Origin of the sequence: Polycladospora coralii (assembly GCF_014773435.2) — a bacterium.
Classification (GTDB): domain Bacteria; phylum Bacillota; class Bacilli; order Thermoactinomycetales; family Thermoactinomycetaceae; genus Polycladospora; species Polycladospora coralii.
The window spans coordinates 262,412-279,377 of the sequence record NZ_JACXAG020000004.1; the positions used below are offsets into that span (position 1 = coordinate 262,412).

Annotated in this window: 15 protein-coding genes; 13 read left to right on the forward strand and 2 right to left on the reverse strand. The window is 39.8% G+C overall.

Features of this window, described 5'->3' with window-relative positions; all coding sequences use genetic code 11:
* The first annotated feature begins 10 nt into the window (after positions 1-10).
* The 8 genes from IC619_RS10970 (at position 11) to IC619_RS11005 (ending at position 8,481) form a co-directional block, all read left to right on the forward strand.
* A complete protein-coding gene (locus tag IC619_RS10970) occupies positions 11-493 on the forward strand; it encodes a DUF456 family protein (protein ID WP_191139721.1) in 483 nt (160 codons plus the stop codon).
* 211 nt (positions 494-704) lie between these two features.
* Positions 705-2,543, forward strand: coding sequence for a M14 family metallopeptidase (locus IC619_RS10975; RefSeq protein ID WP_213260888.1), 1,839 nt, complete (start codon positions 705-707; stop codon positions 2,541-2,543).
* 284 nt (positions 2,544-2,827) lie between these two features.
* Positions 2,828-3,724, forward strand: a complete 897-nt coding sequence (locus tag IC619_RS10980; protein WP_191139719.1) for an O-fucosyltransferase family protein — start codon at positions 2,828-2,830, stop codon at positions 3,722-3,724.
* A gap of 194 nt (positions 3,725-3,918) precedes the next feature.
* Positions 3,919-5,187, forward strand: coding sequence for an alpha/beta hydrolase family protein (locus IC619_RS10985; RefSeq protein ID WP_191139718.1), 1,269 nt, complete (start codon positions 3,919-3,921; stop codon positions 5,185-5,187).
* A 44-nt stretch (positions 5,188-5,231) separates the two neighbouring features.
* A complete protein-coding gene (locus IC619_RS10990) occupies positions 5,232-5,924 on the forward strand; it encodes a response regulator transcription factor (protein WP_191139717.1) in 693 nt (230 codons plus the stop codon).
* The gene (locus IC619_RS10995; RefSeq protein WP_191139716.1) at positions 5,893-6,849 is read left to right on the forward strand and encodes a sensor histidine kinase; all 957 of its coding nucleotides are present in this window, start codon (positions 5,893-5,895) and stop codon (positions 6,847-6,849) included. The genes IC619_RS10990 and IC619_RS10995 overlap by 32 nt, the downstream gene beginning before the upstream one ends.
* A 64-nt stretch (positions 6,850-6,913) precedes the next feature.
* Positions 6,914-7,768: an ABC transporter ATP-binding protein gene (locus IC619_RS11000; RefSeq protein ID WP_347239788.1), complete on the forward strand. Its 855-nt coding sequence runs from the start codon at positions 6,914-6,916 to the stop codon at positions 7,766-7,768.
* Positions 7,765-8,481 carry a hypothetical protein gene (locus tag IC619_RS11005; RefSeq protein WP_191139714.1) on the forward strand — a complete coding sequence of 239 codons (717 nt, stop codon included), beginning with the start codon at positions 7,765-7,767 and terminating at the stop codon, positions 8,479-8,481. The genes IC619_RS11000 and IC619_RS11005 overlap by 4 nt, the downstream gene beginning before the upstream one ends.
* A 50-nt stretch (positions 8,482-8,531) precedes the next feature.
* Here IC619_RS11005 and IC619_RS11010 read toward each other — a convergent pair whose 3' ends face one another.
* Positions 8,532-9,305, reverse strand: coding sequence for a DUF1259 domain-containing protein (locus IC619_RS11010; RefSeq protein WP_191139713.1), 774 nt, complete (start codon positions 9,303-9,305; stop codon positions 8,532-8,534).
* Between the two features lie 243 nt (positions 9,306-9,548).
* Between IC619_RS11010 and IC619_RS11015 the strand changes: the two genes are divergently transcribed.
* The 3 genes from IC619_RS11015 to IC619_RS11025 all read left to right on the forward strand — a co-directional run bounded on the left by IC619_RS11015 (position 9,549) and on the right by IC619_RS11025 (position 13,388).
* Positions 9,549-9,947: a MerR family transcriptional regulator gene (locus IC619_RS11015; RefSeq protein WP_191139712.1), complete on the forward strand. Its 399-nt coding sequence runs from the start codon at positions 9,549-9,551 to the stop codon at positions 9,945-9,947.
* A 60-nt stretch (positions 9,948-10,007) separates the two neighbouring features.
* Complete coding sequence (gene glnA, locus IC619_RS11020; RefSeq protein WP_191139711.1) at positions 10,008-11,351, forward strand: type I glutamate--ammonia ligase; 1,344 nt, start codon at positions 10,008-10,010, stop codon at positions 11,349-11,351.
* A 237-nt stretch (positions 11,352-11,588) separates the two neighbouring features.
* A complete protein-coding gene (locus IC619_RS11025) occupies positions 11,589-13,388 on the forward strand; it encodes a multicopper oxidase family protein (RefSeq protein WP_213260891.1) in 1,800 nt (599 codons plus the stop codon).
* A gap of 216 nt (positions 13,389-13,604) precedes the next feature.
* Here IC619_RS11025 and IC619_RS11030 read toward each other — a convergent pair whose 3' ends face one another.
* Positions 13,605-14,765, reverse strand: a complete 1,161-nt coding sequence (locus IC619_RS11030) for a CapA family protein (RefSeq protein ID WP_191139710.1) — start codon at positions 14,763-14,765, stop codon at positions 13,605-13,607.
* Positions 14,766-14,862: 97 nt separating this feature from the next.
* Between IC619_RS11030 and asnS the strand changes: the two genes are divergently transcribed.
* Together asnS and IC619_RS17230 are read left to right on the forward strand one after the other, a co-directional pair.
* Positions 14,863-16,155 carry an asparagine--tRNA ligase gene (gene asnS / locus IC619_RS11035; RefSeq protein ID WP_347239789.1) on the forward strand — a complete coding sequence of 431 codons (1,293 nt, stop codon included), beginning with the start codon at positions 14,863-14,865 and terminating at the stop codon, positions 16,153-16,155.
* A gap of 40 nt (positions 16,156-16,195) precedes the next feature.
* Positions 16,196-16,933 carry a DnaD domain protein gene (locus IC619_RS17230; RefSeq protein WP_191139709.1) on the forward strand — a complete coding sequence of 246 codons (738 nt, stop codon included), beginning with the start codon at positions 16,196-16,198 and terminating at the stop codon, positions 16,931-16,933.
* The last annotated feature ends 33 nt before the right edge of the window (positions 16,934-16,966 follow it).

The following is a 16,966-nucleotide window of genomic DNA, read 5'->3' on the forward strand; positions in this document are numbered from 1 at the left end:
GAAGATACTGGTGGAAATAATTTGGTGGATCATAATTGGCATATTATTTTTACTCGCATATGCGGGATTAGTTGCACCTGGCTTACCAGATGCGCCATTTATATTAGGTGGTTTTTTGATTTATCATTTCTTTATTAATGATACTGAATTTGGTTGGGTATTTTGGATTTCCATGACATTGATTACGATTATGCTTATCGTCATTGACTATATTTCAGGTGGAGTAGTGGCTAAGAAATATGGTGGTTCCACATGGTCGATGATAGCAGCTGCTGTAGGTGTCATTGTATTTCCCTTCATTATGGGACCCATAGGCATATTGATTGGACCATTTGTACTTGTCCTTCTGTTAGAATTGATCTTGCGAAAATCGAAGGAAGATGCCCTAAAGATCGCCTTTGGAACGGTGGTTGGATTTATAGGTGGTACATTCGTCAAATTCTTTATCTTAACTGCTATGATCATCTGGTTTGGTTTAGCGCTTATATTCTAGTAAAAAATCCTCTTTATTCGGTCGTGTCGTTTAACCGAAATAAGGGGGATTTTTTACATTTTATCAATAAAGTTCACACATTTTCATCAAACTATTGAATTTTCTATATATTAGATATATTATAAAAATGACTAGGGAGCTTGTAATCTGATCTCTTGTCAGTGACGAATTATCGTGTGCTTAATTTCCAAACTTGAGGGGGATGTGTATTGTGAAAAAAATTCGGTTACTGGCAGTTACAGCGTTGCTACTCATATTAATCTGTAGTCCGCTATTGATGAATGTACAAGCTGCCGCGACTAAAGAGGCTCCTGACGAGCGTAAGATGTATACCGTTGACCATGTGACGACCAAAGAACAACGTACATCCATTGTTCGGACAGGCGCTACTATTGAAGAAGTAGGAAAAGATTATGTTGTCATAATCGCCAATCCAGACGAAGTGAATCAAATTAAAAAATTGAAATTTCCAGTTAGTGAACAATTTAAGCCTTTTGATTTTCCAGAGGGAGATTCCAATTATCACAATTATGATGAAATGGTAGCGAAGATTGAACAAGCAGCCGCTGATCATTCCAATATTGTCAAAAAATTTAGTATTGGAAAAACTTATGAAAATCGTGAATTGTGGGCAGTGAAAATTAGTGATAATCCCAATGTGGATGAAGAGGAACCCGAAGTGCTTTATGTAGGTTCTCACCATGCACGTGAACATTTAACTGTAGAGATGACACTTTATCTTTTAGATTTGTTTACTGATGAATATGGATCAGACTCACAGGTTACCAATCTAGTTAATTCACGCGAAATCTACATCGTGTTTAATTTGAATCCAGATGGTAGCGAATACGATATCCGTAATGATAGTTACAGCTACTGGCGAAAAAATCGTCAAACCAATAGTGGGTCTTCCTACGTTGGAACAGATTTAAACCGAAACTATGGTTACAAATGGGGTTGTTGTGGTGGATCGAGTGGTAGTCCATCTAGTGACACCTATCGCGGAAATAGTCCATTTTCTGCACCTGAGACGGCTGCTCTTCGTGATTTTATCTTGAGTCGTGTCATCGGTGGGAAACAGCAAATCACAGCCTCTGTTTCATTCCACACATATAGTGAGTTAATTCTATATCCATATGGGTATACGTATGAAAATGTACCAAGTGATATGTCACAAGATGATCATGATGTGTTTGTCTCCCTAGCAAACACCATGGCAGGAACAAACGGATATGATCCACAACAATCGAGCGATCTTTATGTTACAGATGGGGATATGACCGACTGGGCATACGGAGATCAGAATATCTTCGCATTCACATTCGAGATGTACCCGACATCATCTAACCCTGGATTTTATCCTCCAGATGAAGTGATTCAAAGAGAGACGAGTCGTAACCGTGATGCCATTCTTTATTTAACAGAGAAAGCGGATTGTGTCTACTCTGTGATTGGAAAACAAGGGCAGTACTGTGGTGATGACGGTGGCGAAGATCCAGAAATTGTTTTTGAAGATGATTTTGAGCGTAACCAAAATTGGACAACCAATCCATCAGGCTCTGACGATGCGACTGCAGGTACATGGGAACGTGCAAACCCATCTGACACCAACTATAGTGGGCCTAAGCAATTGGGTACAACGAAAAGTGGTAGCTACGACTTAGTTACCGATGGCCGCTCCGGTTGGTCTGCGGGCTACTATGATATTGATGGCGGAGCCACCACAATTCGCTCCAAGCAAATTACACTTCCATCTCTACAAAATGGTGAATCATTAAACCTTTCAACATCTTATTACTTCAGTCACTATTCCAATTCCAGTAGTGATGACTATTTCCGAATTAAGCTGATTGATGAAAACGGAAATCAACAACAATTATTCCAAAGATTAGGATCAAGTAGCGATGTAGATGCGGCATGGACCGATCAATCAATCGATATCAGTGCTTACGCAGGGCAAAAGATCTATATTCAATTTGAAGCGGCGGATAAGGGTTCTGGAAGCTTAGTGGAAGCTGGCGTAGATGATGTGAAGATCACGAAGAAATAAGCGAATAGAGCCGTCCCTGTGGGGATGGCTTTTTTTACTTCGTAAGAATTGGCATTATTTGGACTGATCTCATGAGTAATCGATTTACTTAGATGATAAAGGCTATCTGATGAGCGTCGTGTATAGCTAGCCATTGGAGTAGAGACCAAAACACGCGCAGGCGTGTTTTTTTGGCATGAGGTGAATATGCATAACGTAGTGTAGAGAAGGGATATACATATTCATCGGAATACTCCTTAAATTACTTCGTGATCAATTTATATGAATAACTAAAGGAGAGGGTTATGATCGAAAAAGGAAAACTTATTCTCAGTCCACAGGCTGGTTTTGGAAATCGCATGCGGATGCTATGCTCAGGGATTGTACTTGCCGAGGTGCTGGGACGGGAACCACTATATTACTGGCCGGGTGGGGAAGCTTCGCGATCCAATACACTGGATCATATTCGCGCGATGAGAGAAGAGGGATTTCATGCCTTCTTTCTTTTGAATCAAGGATTTATGCCCATTGATCTTAATCCGAGTGTGAAGATTGATCTCAGTTTATCGGAATGGCTACCTGGCGAGTTTTGGTATCCTTACCAAAGTTCAGCACATCAAGCATGGGAAGGGTTGCCGCAACAACGTCTAGGTGCGGAAGCAGATGAGCTAAGACGGTTCGATGATCTACAAACCATATTGATTGAAAGTAGTCGAGCGTTGACCTTGCACGACTATACCAGATCAGAATGGCACGCGATGATGACGCAAACTTATCAAGCTTATTTTCAACCGCAAACGATCTATCAAGAGATTCTGGCAGAAGTTCCGTATTTTGACATGGGTGTCGCGATTCGGCGTAGAGAGTTTATGCACTACTTTCCAGAGACGGCACAATCAGAAGAGGAGTTAAGTCGATGGCTAGATCAAATCATAGAAGCGCAAGCTGTTACATCACTGGTGTTATTTAGTGATGATCATGCTTTACGTGATCGTTTCCGTCATCGTTTACAGAAAAGGGGTATCAATTGTCCAGATTTGAGATGGGGAGAATTAAAGAGATGGCAAGTTTCATTTTTGGAGTTTTTGACACTGGCTACCCGCGTTTCAGATGTGATTTATGGTACGGTGAAGTCGAGTTTTGCTGAACAAGCCGCCATCTACGGAGGGGTTCCCTATGCACCCATATGTAAAAACAAGTAAGGAGTTAAGAGAGATGAGATTACATGTAAAAGCACTTAATAAACAAGTAAGATTTGCGTAACAAAATAGAAAGTCCTTGTTAAACTCTGAATGTAAAAATGTGAGAGGATGAGAAGGAGATGTATAAGTTAGAGATTCTGGTATTCATGTTGAATGTGGGAGTGCTGGTGTGGGTCATGACAGGTGGATCTTGTATGAGAAGGAAGATCGTTGTTGTTGTGGCCATTTCTGTTGTTAACTTGATTCAAGTGATTGTAGATACCAGATGGCAGATGATGTTTGTTTATTTAATTCCGATCTTCTCGATTCTATATATGTTTGCTCTAAAGTATAATCGACACAGCCGAAAAAAATGGAAAAAGGTACTCGGTGTGAGTCTCATCATCATATACGTTTTTTTTTCTTTCGCACTACCTTGCTTTCTACCGATGTTTACATTTCCGCAACCAACCGGAAATCATGCGGTTGGGACCAAGATCCTTCATCTGCAAGGTAATCGTCATGAACTTATGATTCAAGTATGGTATCCGACAGAAGCTATCATCGATCAGGAAAGAAGCCCATATATGGTCGATGGTCCTGAGGTAACCGCGAGTTTATCGCACATGCTTGGTTTCCCCAGCTTCACACTTCGGCATTTAGAGGTTATCGCTACACATGCTTACATGGATGCTCCTTTATCTCCTCGCCAATCCTCTTATCCTGTTCTCCTGTTTTCTCATGGCTTAGGTGGTGTTCGAAATCAAAATACATTTCAGTTAGAAGAATTGGCCAGCCATGGGTATATCGTCATTGGTTTCGATCATCCAACGTACGCAGCAGCAACTGTGTTTCCGGATGGGGAAGTAATGAAGAATCAATATCCGAACTTGCCGCGTGCTGGTTATGAGGAACTGGATACACATATGCGTATCTGGGCATCTAATAGTAAGTTTGTACTCGATCACCTGGAAGCCTTAAACCAAAGTGCTCCATTTCACAATACGATGGATTTAGGCCGAATCGGGATGTTGGGACATTCGTATGGTGGGGCTACTGCGGTGTATATGCTTTTACACGATGACAGAATTAAAGTAGCTATGAATATGGATGGTGGCATTTTTGGTTTAGATAATATGCCACAAAAACTTCATAAACCACTCTTGCTGATGGCTGCTGATACATCATTGGATCAAGAAATATTCTATGAAACTTTGGCATCATTCACAGATGAAGAAGTATTTGAGCAGACCGGGCAGACAAAAGCGTGGCACAAGGAAAATATGGAAGAAGTCTTTGCGAGAAGAGAACGTATGTTAAAAGCGGGTGCGAATTCTATCATACTTCCAAATACCAATCATATTAGCTTCTCTGATCTCCCGCTGTATGCGCCTGTGCTCTTGGCGCCGAATGATGATCCAGCAGAGGTGCATACTGCTGTAAACCAAGTGACGCTACGTTTTTTTGATGATCACCTAAAATGAGGATATAATTGCCTTAGAGGAGACTGAACAGGAAGGAGAAGCGTATGCGGCAACGCATTTTACTCATAGAAGATGACCTAGATATTAGCAATATGATAGAGAGATTTTTAACAAAGGAAGGTTATACGCTTGTTTGTGCTTATGATGGAGAAACTGCCATTGAAATCCTGAAAAAGGATTCTTTTACGCTATTGGTCTTGGACTTGATGCTTCCAAAGATGGATGGCATAACCTGTTTAAAAGCGATTCGCATGCAGAGTTTGGTTCCGATTATTATTCTTTCAGCGAAAGGATCTGACATAGATAAAGCGCTAGGACTTGGCTTTGGAGCAGATGATTATTTGGCGAAACCGTTCTCGATGACTGAACTCTTAGCGCGGGTGAAAGCACTTATTCGCCGCGCTTCTTATCAAAAGGAAATGAGCGTTAATTCGATACAAATAGGAGCTCTCTCTATTTTACCGGATACGTATTCTGTGCTTAAAAAGGATCAGACAATCCAATTGACGCTCAAAGAATTTAAAATCTTATATTTATTAGCAATGAATGGAAATAAAATTTTTACAAAAGAAGAGATTTACCAGCGCGTATGGAAGGAAGATTATTATGAAGATGCAAACGTCATCAATGTACACATCAGTAGGTTACGAGAAAAGATTGAGGACAACCCATCTCGTCCGAAATATGTGAAAACGATCTGGGGAATTGGTTACAGATGGGGAAGTGAATCGGATTGAACATATACTTATTGCTCTTATTGCCATGTTAATCGGGTATATCTTTTATGCCAAAGTACGCCATGCAAGAGAGTTACGCACAATCGCGAAGAAGCTACAAAGTATTATAGAACATCCTACTCCGATCTTATCCCATACGACAAATGATCCTGCTCTGAAAGAGCTCCTCATTGCGTTGAATCGTGTGCTCCATCGTTCAAGTGAAGCATCCATTTCGTTTAAACAAAAAGAAATGGCCATGAAGAAAATGCTAACGAATATATCGCATGATTTACGGACACCGCTCACAGTTGTATTGGGGCTTGTAGAGTCTATCTTATATCAACCGTCTATGGATGAAACTGAAAAGATGAAGGGAATTCAATTGGTTCATTATAAAGCAGAAGAGATTGTGCATCTCATCAACCGTTTGTTTGAATGGGTACGTTTGGAATCGGATGATGAAGATATTCAGCTAGAGAAACTAAACGTGTCAGAGATTTGCAAGAGAAATGTGCTTTCCTTCTATCAGCAGATAGAAGCCGAAGGATTAGCCGTGGAACTAGAGTTACTCGATCAACCTCTATATGGATTAGGGAATGAAGAAGCTCTTAACCGCGCTTTGGGTAACTTGATCGCAAATGCCATTCGATATGGTTACGAAGGAAACGTTATCGGAATGTCACTGCGTGCGGATACGCAATTTGTCTATATCGATATCTGGGACCGAGGCAGGGGGATTCCTGAATCTTATCAAGATCTCGTTTTTGAAAGATCTATTAGAATGGAAGGGAATCAGAAACAAGGAAGTGGGTTAGGGCTTCATATCGTCAAGCGACTGCTTGGAAAGATGCAGGGGGATGTACAAATCGTTAGCTTACCTTTTGAGCGAACAACGATTACTGTAAAGCTAAAACGAATGTGGGAGAGAGAGGGGATGAATTGATGTCTTATATTGTACAGACACATAATCTTAGTAAAGTGATAAAAAAAAAGCCATCCTGTCTGCTGTGAATCTTCATGTGAAACGTGGAGAAATACATAGCCTCATTGGTCAAAATAAAGCAGGAATCACATCGCTACTAAAATTACTGACCGGGCTTTGGAAGCCTACGAGCGGGGAGATTGAGCTGTTTGGTGAAAGGATTGATAAAAATGCTTACTTATATTTAGAGAAGATGGGAAGTGTGATTGAAAGTCCGATATTTTATGAACATCGAACTGGATTTGAAAACTTAATGATACATGGTGCGTACCTGGGAATCTATGATCACCTCCAGATCATAGACGCCTTAGCGTTATTTGATTTACAAGGAATGGAGCACAATCCAGTTCGATCCTATTCATTTGGATTAAAACAAAAATTAGGGATCATCAGAGCGATCGTTATGAAACCTGAATTATTAATTCTAGATGAACCGATGAAAGGTTTGGATCCGATTGAGAAAAAAGAGCTTCGCCAAGTGATCCGTAATATCAATCATCAATATGGGACGACGGTCATCATATCGAGTCATCATTTGGAGGACCTGGAACAGATAACCGATACAGTGGGTGTGATTCATGATGGAAAATTGATAAAGGAAGAAGCGATGGAGCAAATTAAAGCGAAGAGTTTAGCATATATCGATTTAACTACCGATGATGATCATAAAACAGCTTATTTGCTTGAAAAAAAGCTCCACATACAACATTTCCAAGTCCTTCATAGTGGGCAAATTCGCATTTTTAAATCTCCACTTCCCGTACACGAAATTGTGAATCAGTTAGTTACCCATCATATCCAAATTCACGAAATAACGCAGAATCAACATCCTTTAGAGCGGTACATATTAAATTGCAATAAAGGAAGTGAGAAGCATTGATTCAATGGATGAAAATGGATATGGTCAAGACGGATTGGAAGATGTACCTGCTTGGATTTGGCTTGTTAAATATGATAATTGTGAGTTGCATATGGCTATTATTGCACGCCATTAATCCTGCAGATATGAAGCTCATGTACCCCATTTTTCCAAGCTATCGTTTTGTATATGAATGGATCATAACAGCTTCAAAATTCGGTACCACGATTTTTGAAGCTGTGCTACTTGTGGGAATCATTCTGAACGAGTATAAAAACAAAACCATATTGATCTTATTTCAGTATCCGTACCCGCGTTGGAAGTTGCTTCTTTCAAAAATCCTTTTAATCGGTTTATTAGCTTTTACGTTCTTCTCATGTACAACTGTGGTCTCTTTTATAGGCTTTATGACTATGAATACTTTTGACGCAATGATTTATGAACCCATCACTTCGTTATTATCCGTTCATCTCATTTTAGAAATAATGATACAAGGACTAGGCACTGTTGCGATCGGTTTTATTCCATTGTTTTTTGGAATGATTCATAAATCGGTAAAAACGACATGGATCACTTCTACCCTATTGGCATTTTTAATCCATTTGCCGATTAATGCCCCCAATGAAAGGATGATCTATGGTACAAAGCCAATCCTCTATATTCCCCTTGCGATAGCTGGAATAATGGTGACTGTTCACTTTATTTATCAAGCCAATAACAGAGATGTAAGTTAGATGATGAGCAAATGGTTATAGTAGGAATCAAGTAACTGGAATGCAGTTTTTTAAGCGATTCCTTGTATGATGATCGCGCTCTTGCGTGCAAAAACAAAAGGATTCTCTATAGATTGGAAATTAACATAATAAGACTTAGGGTGTGTAAAGGGGAGACTTACTGCAACTGAGCCTAAAGTTAGGTTTAGTCGTTTGATTCTGCTTACTACACGATTTACTTCATTTTGATATAACCAGAGTCTACTTAAACATAATGTTTGTTTTGAATTGGGTATAGGTGTAAACGAAAACTCGAGATTATTTAGACTCGCACTTGAGCGCCCCAGTGTTTTACTCAATCTTTTTTGTCTGATAATCAGGGGAGTACAGATATGATTGATTATATTAGGGAATGCTAAGGGGGATATCGTATGTGCAATAGCCCTACATGTTGAATTGCTTCGGTCTGATGTGACCGGTCTCGTTACGATATTTAATTTTTTGAATGCTCGAGCTACATCCAAAGCAAAAGTGATGGGATTTTCGATCGCTACAATACTGAGGGTGGTAACTTGAGGATTACTAGCTAGAAAAAACTGCGGAGTTGAAGCAATTAGAATGTTCTTGTTAGAGGTTAATGCCCTTATGAATGGTGTTAACTCAGTTTCTAGTAGATTGATCAAACCAAGACATAGGGTACGACCTTTTTGATCAAAATCTTGGAAGTCGAAACTAACACCTTTTGCAGTGAATGCGTTTGTTGCAACGCCTTGGATGGTAAGAGGAAAAGTGCGTTCTGCATTCACTGTACATCCTCTGGTATCGATCGTGCTGGTCCCTTTCAAAATAACACCAAGTGTACGACATAGTGAGATTATTTGACTGATAAGCGAATTCCTCCAATCCGATTTGTTAATTCTATCATACGCATGGAGTGATTGGAGGTGTGTTAGAAAATGCGGATATGCATATTTAAAAACAGCCTTATCATGTTATTTTTCTTTACATGCCTTGACAAAGTTTCCTTACATAGATACAATGTGAAGTATACAGATTAGATTGATTCCCCTGTGAAGGGAGGTTTCATCATGAGAGATGAGATCAGACGAAGTATGCCTTTATTTCCTATTGGCATTGTGACTAAACTGACAGAGTTAACACCACGTCAAATTCGCTATTATGAGCAGCAAGAATTGATTAAGCCAGCTCGAACAGACGGAAATCAGCGATTGTTTTCATTTAATGATGTGGATACACTGCTCCAAATTAAGTCATGGATGGAAAAAGGCATTAATATTGCCGGTGTCAAAGAAATGCTACAACAATCACAGCAGGAACTAAAAGTGGTGCAGCAGGAAGAACGGACGAAGCAGGAGATGTCGGAGAAGGAATTGCGGCGTATGTTGAAGCGGCAACTCATTCATCCTGAACGCCCGGGAAGAACGCATTTGACCCATGGTGAGCTTTCCCGTTTTTTTCGTCACTAGTACGCACTTTTTAGTTACTTATAAAAAATGAATGTTCTAATTTGAAGGGAGAAAGATTTTATGGCAACTAAGTACACCAAAGAAGAAATTCTCCATATGGCAGAAGAACAAAACGTAGAATATATTCGTTTGCAGTTTACAGACTTATTGGGCACGATTAAAAATGTAGAGATTCCTTTAAGTCAGTTACCAAAAGCATTAGATAATAAATGTATGTTTGATGGATCTTCCATTGAAGGGTTTGTCCGTATTGAAGAATCAGATATGTATCTCTACCCTGACTTAAATACATGGCTTATTTATCCGTGGCAATCTGAAGGCGGCGAAGGAAAAGTTGCGAGCATTAATTGTGATGTTTATAACCCAGATGGCACTCCTTTTGCTGGAGATCCACGTGGTATCCTACGTCGCGTATTAAAAGAAGCTGAAGAGCTTGGATTTACTAATTTTAATGTTGGACCTGAGCCGGAATTTTTCTTATTCAAAACCGATGAACGTGGGGAGCCTTCACTCGACCTAAACGACAAAGGTGGTTATTTTGACCTAGCTCCACTTGACTTGGGTGAAAATTGTCGTCGGGACATTGTATTGACACTAGATAAAATGGGCTTTGAGGTTGAAGCTTCACACCATGAGGTAGCACCAGGGCAACATGAAATTGACTTTAAGTATGGTGATGCTTTATATACAGCAGATAATATCCAAACCTTTAAAGTGGTCGTTAAAAATATTGCACGTCGCCACGGATTACATGCTACCTTTATGCCGAAACCCTTATTTGGTGTGAATGGTTCGGGCATGCATTGTCACCAATCCCTTTTCCGAGGTTCTGAAAATGCGTTTTATGATGAAACGGATGAACTAGGTTTGAGTGAAATTGCTCGGCACTATTTGGCGGGATTATTAAAACATGCTCGTGCGTTTACAGCGATCACGAACCCGCTTGTTAACTCATACAAACGCTTGGTTCCTGGATTTGAAGCGCCTTGCTATGTTGCTTGGTCACCTAAAAATCGTAGCCCATTGGTTCGTGTACCTGCTTCTCGCGGTTTAAGTACGCGTGTAGAAGTACGTTCTCCAGACCCATCTGCAAATCCATACTTAGCACTAGCTGTCATGTTAGCAGCTGGACTGGATGGCATTAAAAACAAGCTATCGCTCGCTAAAGAGACAGATCGCAACATTTATGTCATGGATGAAGTTGAAAGAGAAGAAGCTGGCATTGAAAGTCTTCCTTCAAACTTATCTGAAGCGATTCGAGAATTACAAAAAGACGAAGTGATCGTAAACGCACTGGGTGAACATGCCTTAGCTCACTTTGTTGAAGCAAAGGAAATAGAGTGGGATATGTTCCGCACACAAGTGCATGCATGGGAACGTGACCAGTATATGTCTTTATATTAAACAAAACAGCAAAAAAGCATACCCAACAGGGTATGCTTTTTTGCTGTTTTGACTTTCTTAATTGTTAGCATTAAAATTTCATAATTTATGAAATTTTAATGCTAACAAAGAGAGTGGGTCGTTCACAGTTATGGATTACTCCCGAACAATCTCAATAATATGTGCTCACACAATCTCCATTTTAAATCATATAATGCACTCGTAAAACAAAATAAATCTTTATCATTAAGGGGAGAGATGTTAACATTGACAAGTCGCTTAAACCCAAAAAAAATTCCCCAATTTGTGAATCAATTATTTATTCCTCCTGTATACAAACCAACCATTCATAAGCATAAAGATAAGATCGTCCACAAATATACAGTGAAGATGTGTGAATTTAAGCAGCAAGTCTTACCTCCAGGATTTCCTAAAACCACTGTCCATGGATTTGAAGGGTTAATCAAAGATCCGATTTCAAAGAGGTCTCGTATCTTTCGTAGCTCACCTGGGCCAACATTTGAAGCAACACGCCATATATCGATTCAGGTACAATGGATCAATAATTTGAAGAATAAGCATCTATTTCCAGTCGATCCCACCCTGCACTGGGCAAATCCTAACGGTTTTCCGCCCCCCACCCCCCCATTTAAAGCGTTCCCACCAGGGTATGCTCAAGCACAATTTCCAATTCCAAGTGTGGTTCACATGCATGGTGGTGAAACAAGATCCGATTTTGATGGTCATCCTGAGGCCTGGTTTACCCATCGAGAGAAACAAAAAGGAGCAGCATTTTTCACATCTCGCTATACCTATCTAAATTCACAGCAACCTACTACACTTTGGTATCATGATCATACGCTTGGCATTACACGCCTAAATACGGCTTCTGGATTAGCAGGATTTTATTTAATACGCGATCCTAAAAACAAAATAGAACCTCTACTACCACAAGGTAAATTTGAAATTCCTATGGTCATCCAAGATCGCACTTTTAATAAAGATGCTTCATTATTTTTCACCAATATAGGAATCAATTCGAATGTGCATCCATACTGGGATCCAGATTTCATTGGGGACACCATTTTGGTTAATGGAGGAGTATGGCCTAATTTGAATGTTGAACGACGGCTATACCGCATTAGAATACTGAATGGATCAAACTCTCGTTTTTACAATTTGAAACTACAGAATAAAAAAAATAAGAAAGAATATGCTTTTCATCAGATCGGGTCAGATGGAGGATTTCTTCGTTCAGCTGTGAAATTAAAAGAGCTTTTGTTAGCCCCTGCTGAACGAGCAGATATTTTAGTTGATTTCTCAAAATTTGATGCAGGAACAAAGCTCATATTTACGAACGATGCCATTGCCCCTTTTCCTGGCGGTCAACCTCCTAATCCCAATACGACAGGGAAAGTGATGCAGTTCACCGTTCGAGGTTCAAAGGCGTTTAAGTTTCCAAAGCTTCCATCAAAACTAAACACCATCCCCAAACTTATCCCTGATGTACCCCCTAAAATGTTTGTTCTAAATGTCGTACAAGGAGATAATGGCGCATTACAATTATTGTTAAATGGACAAAGGTTTGAGGATGAGGTAACAGAATTTCCGATAGTAGGATCTACTGTAGATTGGATCTTTGCAAATCCAACCAAAGCAACACATCCGATCCATATCCACCTCATACAGTTTCACTTAATTAGTCGCCAAAAATTTAAAAGTGACGCCTATTTAAAAGCATGGATCAAAATTAATGGTAGTCCCCCATTAGACAAGCCGCCTACCCCTTTATCTGTAGACTCTTTTTTACAAGGAAAATTGCGAAAACCAGATTTAAATGAACAAGGTTGGAAGGATACAATTCGTGTTAATCCTGGTGAAGTAACACGCTTTCGGCTTCGTTTTGCACCGCAGGATATCCCCGTTAGCAAGACAAAGCCGGGTAAGAATTTTTTTCAATTCAATCCTTCATTTGGACCTGGTTATGTATGGCATTGCCACATTTTAGATCATGAAGATAATGATATGATGCGACCTTTTCAAGTGAGGAAGAAATAATCTTGTAAAACATATATTAATCACGGGTTTCGAAACTGAAAAAAGCATGATCTATGGTGATAAGAGCGTTTTTTTGCATCTTTCTGTATCATAGATCCTATAAAATGATTTTCCAATTCTAAGTTTACTCAAGGATGCAACAAGTTGACTCCTTTCTGTTTATGTAAAAAAGAAACCCGGTGTTTAAAGCTGGGTTTCTTAACAATCTGAGCAAGCTTATGGGGTGGATGAGAACACAGGTATCGCTTGGTTCATTTGTGAAACGGTATGTTGTCGTGCGCTCGTCCATTTTGCTTGATTAATGCCAGGGTATTGTAATGAAGGATGAACATCTTTCGAATCAAGTGGCAAAATCACGTAATTCTTTTTCCCATTTTGATAAAATTGATGGACATAGGTAGGTAGATAAGAGACTGCCTCAATTTTGGTTTCATCATGCTCTTTTAACAGGTCAATCATCACAATAATGCCTTCATCCGTATAAGTCTTCGTTTGATTGGAGATGAAATTTCCCATTGAATACACAATTAATTTCTTTTTCCCATTTACTTCGACTTCTTTGATGGGTTGGACGACATGGGGGTGACTCCCCAATATAACATCAGCACCGAGATCTAAAATCTTCATAGCCGTATCTTCTTGATACTTGTTTGGTTGCCGTAGGTACTCATCACCGAAGTGGAGAGAAACGAATATTGCATCGACTCCTTCTGTACGTACAGTTTGGATATCTTGCTCAATCTGATTAAAATCAATTTTGTTTACTAGATAAGGCTTATCTGTTGGAATAGGCAAACCATTTGTCGATTGTGTATAAGCTAGAAATGCCATTTTAACACCATTTTTTTCAACGAAGGTCGGTTTTCGCTCTGCAGATGTAGGCGCAGTTCCAACTGGTAAAAGTTGTTTCTGTGTCAGTGTTTGATAGGTTCGAATGAGACCGTTTGTGCCTTGGTCTAAGGCGTGGTTATTTGCAGTAGAGACCAGATCGACACCCGCATGATGAAGTGAATCTGCTAGTGCATCAGGGGCATTAAACAGCGGATATCCATGATAGCCTTTTTGGCTTCCTGCAAGTACAGTTTCAAAATTACCTATGGTTACATCTGCAGAACTTAGGATAGGTTTTACTTCTTGAAAAAAAGAATCGAATTGATATTGTCCCTCAGCTTGTTTTCCTGCTCGTATCTGTGGTGTATGCATCATGACATCACCGAACGCAGTAATGCGAACTTTTTTAGGTGGAGGAGGGGGTGGTGGAGTCGGATTTGTTTGCTCAACCGGCTCTGTGGCAAACTGGGAAGCGGATTGAAAGCTACAACCTCCAATTGCCAATAGTACACCAAGTATAAAAGGAATAAATATTCGTACTTTCATATTCGCATGTCCTTTCCGTTCGCTTCATTGACTGATGAATTTATAGAGTTGTATAATGAAGCTTAACTGATTGAATATAGAAGTGGAGGATACATACGTGCTGACGACGATACGTGATATAGCAAAACATGTTGGACAAGAAGTAAAAATAGGTGGTTGGTTATATAATAAGCGATCGAGCGGGAAAATTCAATTTTTACAATTACGAGACGGAACTGGCTTTATCCAAGGTGTATTGGTAAAAAAGCAAGTTGCACCAGAGATATGGGAAGATGCCAAGCGTTTGACACAAGAGAGTTCAGTGTACGTTTGGGGTACGGTGCGTTCTGATGAGCGCTCGGCGACAGGCTATGAGTTAGATGTAACAAAGCTTGAAGTGATTCAAATCGCTGATGATTATCCGATTTCGAATAAAGAACATGGTATTGAGTTTTTGATGGATCATCGACATCTCTGGATTCGTTCGCGCAAACAACATGCTGTACTAACAATCCGAGCTGAAGTAATCCGAGCCATTCAAAACTACTTAGACACCAATGGGTTTAGTTTGATCGATCCTCCTGTATTAACACCATCTTCCTGCGAAGGAACAACAGATTTATTTCACACGAAGTATTTTGACGAGGATGCTTATTTGTCGCAAAGTGGGCAATTATATATGGAAGCAGCAGCGATGGCGATGAACAAAGTATACTCATTTGGCCCTACCTTCAGAGCCGAAAAATCGAAGACACGCCGTCATCTCATTGAATTTTGGATGATCGAACCGGAGATGGCTTTTGTTGAGCACGAGGAAAATTTAGAAATTCAAGAGCAAATGCTGACCGCAGTAGTAAAGCAAGTAATTACGAACTGCAAGCAAGAATTAGCAATATTAGGGCGTGATTTGACTAAGCTAGAAAATATTGAAGGGCCATTTCCACGAATTACTTATGACGAAGCGGTAGCTTTCTTGCAAAAAGAAGGGTTTCCTGAATTTAAATGGGGAGATGACTTCGGCTCACCGCATGAAACTTTAATCGCAAATAGTTATGAAAAACCCGTTTTTATCACGCATTTTCCAACTGAATTAAAATCTTTTTATATGAAACCAGATCCAAACAGGCCAGAAGTTTGTTTAAGTGCTGACTTAATTGCACCAGAAGGATATGGAGAAATCATCGGATCGAGCCAGCGAATCGATGATCCGATCTTATTAGAAGAACGGTATGAAGCGCATGATTTACCACGCGAAGCTTATCAATGGTATTTAGAGCTAAGAAAATACGGAACAGTACCACATTCCGGGTTCGGGATTGGGTTAGAACGTGCGGTAGCTTGGATTTGTGGCTTAGAGCATGTGCGTGAAACCATTCCATTCCCGCGTATGCTAAACCGTATGTACCCCTAAAATGGTATCGTATCATACATGATACGAGGGAGAACGAGAGGTGAGTGATCCCATGAGTGGAAAAGCATCAATACAAAATGCAATGGTTCACCTGCTGGAACAAGGTTCACTTTCACTGCCAGTGTTACTACTTACAGAGTATAAAAATATAGGTCTTACAGAAGAAAAAGTATGCTTAATCATACAGATCCTTCATTTTCAAGAAAAAGAGAGCAAGCCTTTTCCTACTGTAAGTGAATTGGAAAAGCGGATGAGCTTATCTGCTACTCAAATCGTAAATGGTCTACAGCAATTAGTGCAAGGTGGATATTTATCGATAGAAGAAGAGATTAATGAGTCGGGTGTGAGATGTGAACGATATTCAGTCAGACCATTGATGCAACAACTTGTTTCTTCTTTTGTGATACAAAATGAAGAACAAGCTACTTCCTCTCAGCAAGAAGAATATAAACGTATCTTTATCATGTTTGAACGTGAATTAGGTCGAACTTTATCCCCGATGGAATATGAACGACTCAGCAGCTGGGTTGATGATGATGGGCATTCCCTTGAGTTAATTGAAAGTGCATTGAGGGAAGCTGTATTTTCGGGTAAAGTAAATTTTCGATATATCGATCGCATTTTGTTAGAGTGGCAAAAAAATCAAGTGCGCACGCCGGAAGAAGCTGTAGAATATTCCCGTAAATTTCGTCAAAAAGGTATGCTTTATCGAGATGATGAGGCTTCTCAAAAGAAAAATAGCAATTTTTTATTTTACAACTGGGTCAATCAAGAATAGACAGGGATAACATTCCTGTCTGTTTTTATGTAA

Coding starts and splice junctions, on each gene's coding strand:
- IC619_RS10980 (WP_191139719.1), top strand. CDS start 2,828: ATGATCGAAAAAGGAAAACTTATTCTCAGTCCACAGGCTGGTTTTGGA.
- IC619_RS10985 (WP_191139718.1), top strand. CDS start 3,919: ATGAGAAGGAAGATCGTTGTTGTTGTGGCCATTTCTGTTGTTAACTTG.
- IC619_RS10990 (WP_191139717.1), top strand. CDS start 5,232: ATGCGGCAACGCATTTTACTCATAGAAGATGACCTAGATATTAGCAAT.
- IC619_RS11015 (WP_191139712.1), top strand. CDS start 9,549: ATGAGAGATGAGATCAGACGAAGTATGCCTTTATTTCCTATTGGCATT.
- glnA (WP_191139711.1), top strand. CDS start 10,008: ATGGCAACTAAGTACACCAAAGAAGAAATTCTCCATATGGCAGAAGAA.
- IC619_RS11025 (WP_213260891.1), top strand. CDS start 11,589: ATGTTAACATTGACAAGTCGCTTAAACCCAAAAAAAATTCCCCAATTT.
- IC619_RS11030 (WP_191139710.1), bottom strand. CDS start 14,765: ATGAAAGTACGAATATTTATTCCTTTTATACTTGGTGTACTATTGGCA.